Consider the following 9,138-nt stretch of genomic DNA (forward strand, 5'->3'; position numbering starts at 1 on the left):
GGGGTTCCTTTGCGTGGAGAGGACCGGGGCGTGCAGGGCTCAGGCAGGTCGGGCGCCGGGCGGGGTCCGCGGACCGGGATCCGGATTCGTCAGAGCGTCGCAGACCGCCCGCCGCAGCGCCACGACCACCGAGGCGTCCCGGCCGAGGTGGACGCCGTTGGTCAGCAGCACCGCCCACGGGCCGCCGGACGGGGAGAGGGCCACGCTGGTGCCGGTGAAGCCGGTGTGCCCGGCGCCGTCGGACGGCCAGTGCCGCGCCATGTGGTCCCAGCGGTCGCCGCGCAGCGTCCAGCCCAGCCCACGGCGGCCGCCCAGCCCTTCGGTGTGGCAGCGCAGCGCCTCGGCGCGGACGTCAGGGGAGAGGATCGGCGAGTCGACGGCCAGCCAGCCGCGCTGCAGGTAGCGGGCCAGGTCACCGGCGGTGCCGAACAGGCCGGCGTGGCCGCACACCCCGCCCAGCGCCGCCGCGTTCTCGTCGTGCACCGTCCCGACCGGGACGCTCCCGTCGGGCCGGGGCTCGGTGGCGGCGGTGCGGCCGTGCCAGTCGGCGGGCGGCCGGTAGCGGGTGTCCGCCAGGCCGAGCGGGTCCAGCACCAGCTCCCGAACGGCCCGGTCCAGCGGCGCCCCGACCACCGCGCGGACGACCTCGCCCAGCGCGACGAACCCCAGGTCGGAGTAGGCGACCGCGGTGCCGGGCGCGGTGACGAGCGGCTCGGCCAGGGCGGCGGCCAACCGGTCGGCGGGCGTCCCGGGCAGCTCGTGCAACGGCCGGTGCGGGGGCAGACCCGAGGAGTGGCTCAGCAGGTGACGCACCGTCACCGCGTCCTTGCCCGCCCCGGTGAACCCCGGCAGGTGGCGGCGGATCGGGTCGTCCAGGCCCAGCGCCCCGGTGTCGGCCAGCCGCAGGACGGCGGGCAGCGTGGCCGTGACCTTGGTGAGCGAGGCGAGGTCGTAGACCGTGTCGGCGGTGACCGGGCGGCCGGGCCGGTCGCCGCCGTGCGGCCGAAGGCGCGCACCAGCGGTTCACCCTGCGCGCCCCACCCGGTGGCCAGGACCGCCCCCGGCAGGCCGCCGGAGGCGACGGCGGCCGCGACGAGCGCGGCCGCCGCGGCGGCGCCGCGGGCCAGCTGCTCGGGGTCGCCGGGTGCAGGACGGATCATCGTCATGGCTTGCTCCACGTGCCGGGCCGTACGCGCCGGGGTGGGGGAGGTCTGGTGGCCCCGGGCGATCGTTGGTATTTTTCCACCGCTCGAAAGCTCAATCATGTTATCAAGCAACGGATTGGACGGACAGCATGAGGGACGCCGCACCACCCGTGCTGCGCACCGCGCACCACGGCGACCTCCCCGGACTGCGCGGAATCGTGACCGCTTCGCTCGTCCACGACCCCGACGCGGCCAGGGTGCTGACGCTGCTGTGGGAGCTCACGGCGGACCGGCCCGACCTGCGGGTCGTCACCGAGGCCGACGGCGTCGTCACCGGCCTCGCCCTCGGTCGGCTCGCCCCGCAGCCCGACGGTCCGCGCCCGCGCGCCGGGCACACCACCCTGCTCGCGGTCGCCCCCGGGCACCGCGGGCAGGGCCACGGCCGCACCCTGCTGGCCGGCATCGAGGAACGCCTGCTGGCGGCCGGCGCCACCCGCCTGGTCGTCCGCGGCACCCCGCCCCACTACGCCTGGCCCGGACTCGACATCCGCTACACCCCCGCCGTGTGCCTGGTGGAGGCCGCCGGGTACGAGCACACCGCCGACGCGTTCAACATGCTCACCGACCTGACCGACACCGACCTGGCCACCGCCGACGACGAACGGAGGCTCGCCGCCCTCGGTGTGCGGGTGCGCCGCGCCCGCCCCGAGGACGCCCCCCGTTTCCTCGCCTGGATGCGCGGCTGGGGCGGCAGTTGGGCCGAGGAGGCGGCCGCCGCGCTCGCCCACGAGCCGCCGCGCTGCCACGTCGCGGTGCAGGGCGACGGCGCCGCCGAGGAGTTCGTCGGCTTCGCCTGCCACGGCGTCAACCGCGACGCCTGGTTCGGGCCGATGGGCACCGCTGAGTCCCAGCGCGGCCGCGGCGTCGGAGCCGTCCTGCTGCGCCGCTGCCTGCGCGACCAGCAGGAGGCGGGCCTCGCCGAGTCCGAGATCGCCTGGATCGCCCCGTACCGGTTCTACGCTCGAGCGGTCGGTGCCCGGCTGCACCGGGTGTTCCGCCTCTACCAGAAGGAACCGCACGTGCCCGTCCTGCCCGCCCTCCCGCAGGAGCAGCGCTCATGACCCTCCCCGGCGCCGCACCCCGAGCCGCCGACCGGACCCGGCGGCGCGACCTCGCGGTGCGCGCCGCCGTCCGTGCCGGGCTGCTCGACCCGGACGACACGCCCCTGGCGGCCTTCCTCGACCTGCGGGGCATCGCGGAGAGCGCCGCCGCCCTGCACGCCGCCTGGCCCGCCGGCGAGAACGTCGAGCACACCTTCGCGGCCAAGGCCAACAGCCTGGTACCGGTGCTGCGCCTGCTGCGCGGGCTCGGACTGGGCTGCGAGGTGGCCAGCCCCGGCGAACTGGCACAGGCCCTGGCCGCCGGATTCGGCCCCGGTCAACTGGTGCTCGACTCGCCCGCCAAGACCCGCCCCGAACTGCGCGCGGCGCTCGCCGCCGGAGTCCGCCGTCAACATCGACAACTTCCAGGAACTGCGGCGCGTCGACGCCCTGGTGGCCGGTTCGGGCACCGCGTCCCGGATCGGCCTGCGGATCAACCCGCAGGTGGGGATCGGTGCCATCGCGGCGATGTCCACCGCGGGCCACGAGTCCAAGTTCGGCATCGCGCTGGGCGACCCCGGCAACCGGGAGCGCATCGTCGACGCCTTCCTGGCCCGGCCCTGGCTGCGCTGGCTGCACGTGCACGTCGGCTCCCAGGGCTGCCCGTTGGAACTGTCCGCGGCCGGGGTCGCAGCCGTGGTCGCGCTGGCCGAGGAGATCGACCGCCGGGCCGGCGCGGCCCGCGTCGACGGCATCGACGTCGGCGGCGGACTGCCCGTCAACTTCGCCGGACGACCGCGACGACCCGACCTTCGCCGACCAGGTCGCCGCGCTCCGGTCCGGCGCCCCCGGCCTGTTCGGCGGCCGCTATCGGCTGGTCACCGAACTCGGCCGCGCCCTGCTGGCCAAGAACGGCTTCCTGGCCACGCGGGTGGAGTACACCAAGCGCTCCGGCGGCCGGGCGATCGCCCTGACCCACGCCGGCGTGCAGGTCGCCGCCCGCACCGTCTTCCTCCCCCGACGCCTGGCCGCTGCGGGTGCTGCCCTACGACCCCGACGGCCTGCCGCCGGCCCCCCGCCGGCGGCCGCCGACGGCACGGTTGCCGCAGGACGTCGCCGGACCGTGCTGCTTCGCCGGCGACCTGGTGGCCCGCGCCCGCGAAACTGCCGCTGCTGGCACCGGGCGACCTGGTGGTGCTGCCCGACACCGGCGCGTACTACTTTCTCCACCCCCGTTCCACTACACAGCCTCCCGCAGCCCGCCGTCCACGCCTACGAGGTGGACGACGCGGCGAAGGTCCGCTCAGCCGCGTGCACCGGCAGAGACCGGTCGAGGACGTGGTGGCCCGAACCTCGGCGGAGCGTCCGGGCGGTGCCCCGGGTGACCGCGGACGGGCGTGGCGGTGAGCGCGCCGGAGGACCCGGCCCCTGCTGCGGTCGCCGACGGCGTGCTGCAGCCCGGCTTCACGGGTCTGACCGCCCCCGACTGGATCCGCCGCCGCCTGGCCGGGCGGACTCGGCTCCGTTCCTGCTGTTCGCCGCAACTTCGCGCCCCCGCCCGGCGGCCGCGCGCAGGCCCGGGCCCTGGTGGCGCATTGCGCGCGGAGAACCCGGACGTGCTGGTCGCCGTCGACGAGGAGGGCGGCGAACGTCACCCGGCTGGAGTGGCGACCGGCTCCTCCTGGCCCGGCAACCTCAGCGCTGGGAACCGTCGACGACGAGGACCTGACCCCGCGCGGTGGGCCCCGCTCGATCGGCCGCGAACTGGCCGCCCTCGGCATCGACCTGGACTACGCGCCGGACGCCGACGTCAACTCCGACCCGCGCAACCCGTGTGATCGGCGTGCGCTCCTTCGGCGCCGACCCCGCGCTGGTGGCCCGGCACACCGCCGCGTGGGTGCGCGGCCTCCAGCAGGGCGGCGCCGCCGCCTGCGCCAAGCACTTCCCCGGGCACGGCGACACCGTGGTCGACTCCCACCTCGGCCTGCCGACCGTCACCGCGGACCTCGCGAACTGGAACGCGTCGCCCTCCCGCCGTTCCGGGCCGCAGCGGCGGCCGGGCACGGGCCGTGATGACCGCCCACATCCTGCTGCCCGCCCTCGACCCGGACCACCCGGCGACGGTCAGCCCGCGCATCCTCACCGGCCTGCTCCGCCACCGGCTCGGCTTTCGACGGGCTGGTGGTGACCGACGCCGTCGAGTGCGCGCGGTCGCCGGACCGCTACGGCCACGCCGGTGCGGCGGTGCGAGCGCTGGCGGCCGGGGCCGACCTGGTGTGCCTCGGCGACCGCGGCCGCGGACCGAGGAGTACGACGCGCTGCGCACCGCCGTCGCGCGGGCGGTCCGCACCGGAGACCTGCCCGAGGAGCGCCTCGCCGAGGCCGCCGCCCGGGTCGCCGACTTCGCCCGCTGGGCCCGCGCGCTCCGTGCGGGCGCCCGAGCGGGGGACGGCGGGAGGCCGCCGACCCGGGAGCCGCCGCAGCTCGCGGGAGCGGGCACGTCCGTGGACGGCGGGAGGCCGGCCGGGCACCGCGCGGGTACGCCGGTGGTGTTGGTCCCGCCGGGTGCGCCGGCGTGCGCCGGGTGCGCCGGTGCGCCGGGGCCCGACGGGCGCGGCGGCGGCGGACGGGCGGACGCCGGCGGACCGCGCCGAGCCGCCGGTCGGACCGGGCCCTGGGCCTGCTCGCGGCGCGCCGCGCGCTCGCGGTGGCCGGCCCGCCGCGTCCCGCCGCAGGGCCGAGGCGCCCCGTGCGTCGCCGAGTTCCGGCCGACGCCGACGGTCGCGGTGAGCACCGCACCGTCTGGGGGCCTGGCCGACCGCTGGCTCGCTCCTGCCGGGCACCGAGGTGCGGCGGTGGGCCAGGAGGAGGCGCGGGGACGACCCGGACGGCACGTGGACCGCCTGTGCGCCGCGGCCGAGGGCCGAACACTGGTGCTGTGGTGCGCAACGCCCACCGGCACGCGTGGATGGACGCGCGGTCACCGCCTGCTCGTCCGGCGGCCGACGCGGGTGGTGTGGAGTTCGGCCTGCCGCGGTCGGCGCCCCGCGGCGGGCTCCACGTGGTCCGCCACGGCGCGGACGGGTGTGCGCCGCGGCTGCGGCGGAGGGCGGTGGCGCGTACCTGGGGGCTGACCGCGCGGCGGAAACTTCCCGCCGTAGCGGTTCTGCACGTCAACCGGCACTGGTGGGAGTCGGAGCGGACCAGTGCGGCCCGCGGCGGGCAGTCGGGTGTCGAGGTGCGCCGCCGCGGACGGCCCCCAACTGGGTGGAAATCGTCTGATGGTCGTACAGAACTTGGTATTTTCCGGCGGTCTTGAGGCGGACGGGGCATGTTGCACGGAGGGTAAATTTTCTGCCGCAGGCCTTGCGGGGCGTCAATTTCCGCACTACTGTCCCCGGGCCGGTGCACTCCCCTTCCCGGTCCGCCCCCCACCCGTCTGCAGGAGCAGCCATGCCGCACCAGCGCGCCGTCGTTCCTGAACCACCGGTCGGCCGTCCTGGCGTCGCCCTCCTCCTCCCCCTGGGCGCCGCCGCCCTCGGCGCCCCCGCCCCCGCGGCGGCCGAGCCCCCGGCCGCCGCGGCGGGTGCACCCGGGCCGATCACCCACCCGATGCCGACCACCTGGCTCCACCCTCGCCGGCCGCCCCCGCGGCCGGCACGGACGCCCCGCCCGTCACCGCCGACTCCCGCAGCGCCCGGCACCTCGCCAGCCGGGCCGGACGCTCGCCGCCGCGCTGCCGCCGGCGCCAACCGCTCGGCCTCGAGTGGGCCGCGTACGAGCCGAACGTCGACTGGGCCGCCACGCGGCCGCCGGGGCCTCCTTCGCCTACGTCAGGCACCGAGGGCACCGGCTACACCAGCCCGGACTTCTCCTCCCAGTACAACGGCTCGCATCGGCCGGACTCTGCGCGGCGCCTACCACTTCGCCCTGCCGGACCGCTCCGGCGGGAGAGCCCAGGCCGACTTCTTCGTCGACCACGGCGGCAGCTGGAGCGCCGACGGCACGACCTGCCGCCGCTGCTGGACATCGAGTACAACCCCTACGGGGCGACCTGCTTCGGGCTGAGCACCTCCGCGATGACCGCCTGGATCCTCGACTTCGGCAACGAGGTCAAGGCCCGCACCGGCCGCTACCCCAGCCTGTACACCACCACCGACTGGTGGCGCACCTGCACCGGAGACTCCGCCGCCGCGGCCGCCTACCCGCTGTTCGTGGCCAACTACACCGGCAGCGCAGCCCCCGCTCCCAACGGCTGGACCGGGCAGCACATCTGGCAGTACGCCGACGCGGGCGTCTTCCCCGGCGACCAGGACGTCTTCAACGGCACCCCCGCGAGCTCCGGGCCCTCGCCCTCGGCACCGGCACCACCACCCCGCCCGCGCCGCCGCCCCGCCTGGCCGCTCACCCAGCAGGGCGACAGCGGCACCCGGGTCACCGTGCTGCAGCACCTGCTGAACGCGCACGGCGCCTCCCTCACCGTGGACGGCCAGTTCGGCCCCGGCACCCGCAGCGCGGTCGTCTCGTACCAGAGCGCCGCCGGACTCGGCGCCGACGGCGCCGTCGGGTCGGCCACCTGGCAGTCCTCACCGGCACGCTGCTCCAGGGCGCCTCCGGCAGCGCCGTCAAGGCCGCCCAGGTCGGACTGAACGCGCACGGCGCCTCCCTCACCGTGGACGGCCAGTTCGGCCCCGGCACCCGCAGTGCCGCGCAGACCTACCAGACCGCCCAGGTCTGCCCGCCGACGGCGGCGTGCTCAAACCGACCTGGCTGGCACTGGTCGCCTCCTGACCTCCCCCACCCGCGCCCCCACCTCCGTCCCCATCGAGAGGCAGGAACGACGTTGCCCACCACCGCCCCCCGCACACACCGCTGCGCGCCACCCCGGCACGCCTCGCCGCCGCCCTGCTGGCCGCCCTGCTGACCCTCCTGGGCGTCGCCGTGCCCGCCCACGCCGCCGCCCCGCCTGGCCGGTGCTCGCCAGGGCGCCGGGCGGCAACGACGTCGCCAGCCTCCAGTTCCTGCTGCGCCAGCGCGGCCAGAGCCTGGTCGCCGCGGCTACTTCGACGCGCAGACCAGGAGCGCCGTCGTCTCCTTCCAGAGCGCCAACGGCCTGACCGCCGACGGTGTCGTCGGCCCCACACCTGGGCCGCCCTGGTCGTCACCGTCTCGCCCGGGGACACCAGGACAACGCCGTCCGGGCGGTGCAGTTCCAGCTCCAGAAGATCGGCTACGACGTGCCCACGACGGCGTGTTCGCCGGTGCCACCACCACGGCCGTCGACGACTTCAAGGCCGGCCGGCAGCTCACCGGCGGCAGCACCGTCGGCCCCACCACCTGGCAGTACCTGCTCGGCGCGGCCGCCGGGAGCGGCGTACACGGCGGCTACGCCTTCGTGGTGCCCAAGGGGGCCGTCTCCGGCGGCCGCGACAGCCTGCTCCAGCCCCACCACGACTACCCGGCGGCCGACATCCCGGTCGTCGAGTGGACCGACGCCTTCGCCGTCACCTCCGGCACCGCGCGCCAGAACGGCGGCGCGAGCGACGCCTGCGGCTACGGTCTGGCCATCGACGGCGACGACGGCGTCACCTACCAGTACTGCCACCTCAACAGCCGCCTGGTCGCCACCGGCACCCGGGTGACGCCGGGTCAACTCGTCGCCTTACACCGGCAACACCGGCAACACCACCGGCCCGCACCTGCACTTCGGGATCTTCCGCGGCGGCGTCTCGGTCTGCCCGCAGCAACTGCTGCCGCCCTGTGGGACGGCGCCACCCGCCGTCCCCGCAGTCGCTGCCGACGACCGGCTGCTTCTACTGACCGGCGACGGCGCGTGCCCGTCCGGTCCGGGCGGGCACGCGCCGCGGACCGCCGCACCGCGGTCCGCTCCCGCCCGACGCCCCGTCATGACGAACAGGAGCCCCCGCATGCGCCTCCTCCCGCACCGCGCCTCGCCCTGCCGGCCGTCGCCGCCCTGACCGCCGGGCTGCTGACCGTGCTCGCCCCCGCCGGCAGCGCGCCGCCGCCGGCGTCCGCCGCCACCGCGTCCGCGCTCACCGCCGACCTCGACCGGCTGCTGACCGACCCGCGGCTGGCCGGCGCGACGGCCGCCGTGAAGGTGGTGGACGCCGATACCGGCGAAGTCCTGTACGCGCACGACTCCAGCACCTGGTGCTGCCCGCCTCCACCATGAAGCTGGTCACCTCCGCCGCCGCGCTGGATCTGCTCGGCACCGGATACCGCTTCGGCACCGACGTCCTGGCCGCCGGTCGCAGCGACGCCGGAGTCCTGCGCGGCGACCTCGTCCTGCGCGGCGGCGGCGACCCGAGCCTGCTGGCCCAGGACCTCGACGCCCTGGCCGGGCAGGTCGCCGAGAGCGGCGTGCGCCTGGTGACCGGCTCGCTGGACTACGACGCCTCCCGCTACGACGACGTCCCGCTGGGCAGCGGCTGGGCCTGGGACGACGAGCCCTACTACTACAGCCCGCAGATCTCCGCGCTGACCCTCGCCAGTGACACCGACTACGACATGGGCACCCTCCAGGTCACCCCCCGGGCGAGCCCGGCAAGCCCGCCGCCGTGCGGGTCGTCCCGCCGACACCGGTGGATCACCGCAGCGTCACCACCGGCGGGCCGGCAGCGGCTACAGCGTCGACGTCACCCGCCGCCACGGCACCGGCGAGATCGTGCTCTCCGGCAGCCTGCCCGCCGACAACGGACCCGACGACGAGTGGGTCACCGTAAACGACCCGGCCGAGGTCACCGCCCGCGTCTTCGCCGCGGCCCTGGCCCGGCACGGCGTCCGCGTCCTGGGCCGCGGCCCGGTCGCCGCCGCCACCCCTGACGGGGCCCGCCGGGTCGCCCACCACGACTCGGCGCCGCTCGGCGACCTGC

General features: G+C 76.6%; 7 protein-coding genes and 4 pseudogenes. 10 read left to right on the forward strand and 1 reads right to left on the reverse strand.

Annotated features, from left to right (window positions below):
• Positions 1 to 39: 39 nt before the first annotated feature.
• Positions 40 to 975, reverse strand: a pseudogene (locus BX266_RS35780) (serine hydrolase domain-containing protein); the annotation flags it as partial.
• A 319-nt stretch (positions 976 to 1,294) separates the two neighbouring features.
• Here BX266_RS35780 and BX266_RS35785 point away from each other — a divergent pair.
• The 10 genes and pseudogenes from BX266_RS35785 to BX266_RS40525 all read left to right on the forward strand — a co-directional run.
• Positions 1,295 to 2,266, forward strand: a complete 972-nt coding sequence (locus tag BX266_RS35785) for a GNAT family N-acetyltransferase (protein WP_099906875.1) — start codon at positions 1,295 to 1,297, stop codon at positions 2,264 to 2,266.
• A pseudogene (locus BX266_RS35790) lies at positions 2,263 to 3,521 on the forward strand (diaminopimelate decarboxylase); the annotation flags it as partial. The gene BX266_RS35785 and the pseudogene BX266_RS35790, both read left to right, overlap by 4 nt.
• Positions 3,522 to 4,118: 597 nt before the next feature.
• Positions 4,119 to 4,433 carry a glycoside hydrolase family 3 N-terminal domain-containing protein gene (locus tag BX266_RS41330; protein ID WP_399171324.1) on the forward strand — a complete coding sequence of 105 codons (315 nt, stop codon included), beginning with the start codon at positions 4,119 to 4,121 and terminating at the stop codon, positions 4,431 to 4,433.
• Positions 4,318 to 5,379: a hypothetical protein gene (locus BX266_RS41335; protein WP_399171184.1), complete on the forward strand. Its 1,062-nt coding sequence runs from the start codon at positions 4,318 to 4,320 to the stop codon at positions 5,377 to 5,379. The genes BX266_RS41330 and BX266_RS41335 overlap by 116 nt, the downstream gene beginning before the upstream one ends.
• A gap of 894 nt (positions 5,380 to 6,273) precedes the next feature.
• Positions 6,274 to 6,894 carry a GH25 family lysozyme gene (locus BX266_RS40520; RefSeq protein ID WP_259465204.1) on the forward strand — a complete coding sequence of 207 codons (621 nt, stop codon included), beginning with the start codon at positions 6,274 to 6,276 and terminating at the stop codon, positions 6,892 to 6,894.
• A 23-nt stretch (positions 6,895 to 6,917) separates the two neighbouring features.
• Positions 6,918 to 7,169 (forward strand): hypothetical protein, encoded by a 252-nt coding sequence (locus BX266_RS41340; RefSeq protein WP_399171187.1) that lies wholly within the window; start codon positions 6,918 to 6,920, stop codon positions 7,167 to 7,169.
• Positions 7,170 to 7,211: 42 nt separating this feature from the next.
• Positions 7,212 to 7,373 (forward strand): annotated as a pseudogene (locus tag BX266_RS41345) (peptidoglycan-binding protein); the annotation flags it as partial.
• Positions 7,374 to 7,496: 123 nt separating this feature from the next.
• A complete protein-coding gene (locus tag BX266_RS35815; RefSeq protein ID WP_120314452.1) occupies positions 7,497 to 8,438 on the forward strand; it encodes a M23 family metallopeptidase in 942 nt (313 codons plus the stop codon).
• A pseudogene (locus BX266_RS41350) lies at positions 8,435 to 8,734 on the forward strand (D-alanyl-D-alanine carboxypeptidase); the annotation flags it as partial. The gene BX266_RS35815 and the pseudogene BX266_RS41350, both read left to right, overlap by 4 nt.
• A gap of 196 nt (positions 8,735 to 8,930) precedes the next feature.
• Positions 8,931 to 9,138 (forward strand): D-alanyl-D-alanine carboxypeptidase (locus tag BX266_RS40525; RefSeq protein WP_259465019.1); only part of this gene is annotated, 208 nt, incomplete at its 3' end.

Source organism: Streptomyces sp. TLI_171 (assembly GCF_003610255.1).
Classification (GTDB): domain Bacteria; phylum Actinomycetota; class Actinomycetes; order Streptomycetales; family Streptomycetaceae; genus Kitasatospora.

Bases quoted from the DNA above. Each gene is read 5' to 3' on its own strand.
- BX266_RS35785 (WP_099906875.1), top strand. From the start codon at position 1,295: ATGAGGGACGCCGCACCACCCGTGCTGCGCACCGCGCACCACGGCGAC.
- BX266_RS41335 (WP_399171184.1), top strand. From the start codon at position 4,318: ATGACCGCCCACATCCTGCTGCCCGCCCTCGACCCGGACCACCCGGCG.